This is a genomic window from Frankia sp. Mgl5, from assembly GCF_023242985.1.
Lineage (GTDB): Bacteria > Actinomycetota > Actinomycetes > Frankiales > Frankiaceae > Parafrankia > Parafrankia soli.
In genome coordinates this window covers 1-231 of the sequence record NZ_JALKFY010000390.1, presented here as the reverse complement: position 1 = coordinate 231, position 231 = coordinate 1, and the positions used below count along the sequence as shown (strand labels likewise).

Here is a 231-nt window from a genome sequence, read left to right as displayed (position 1 = left end):
GAGCTTACCCCGGAAAGACCACTGCGCACGAAAAAGGTGAAAATGGGCGACAGTCCGAAATACAAACAGCGCCGTGACGGGGATCGTGACCGCAGAGACGGATTTGGCGGCTCAAGGCCTAGAGGAAAAGATACTCGCGGCGGGGAACACCGCGGTGGCGAATTCCGTGGCGAGAAGCGCAGTTTCAATAGACAGCCTCGTGAGCTGGTAAAAAAATAAGCAACACAAAAA

The 231-nt window shown here is 54.1% G+C and carries 1 pseudogene; it reads left to right on the top strand.

What is annotated here, in order from left to right:
- Positions 1 to 219: pseudogene (locus MXD62_RS09790) on the top strand (hypothetical protein); the annotation flags it as partial.
- Between the last annotated feature and the right edge of the window lie 12 nt (positions 220 to 231).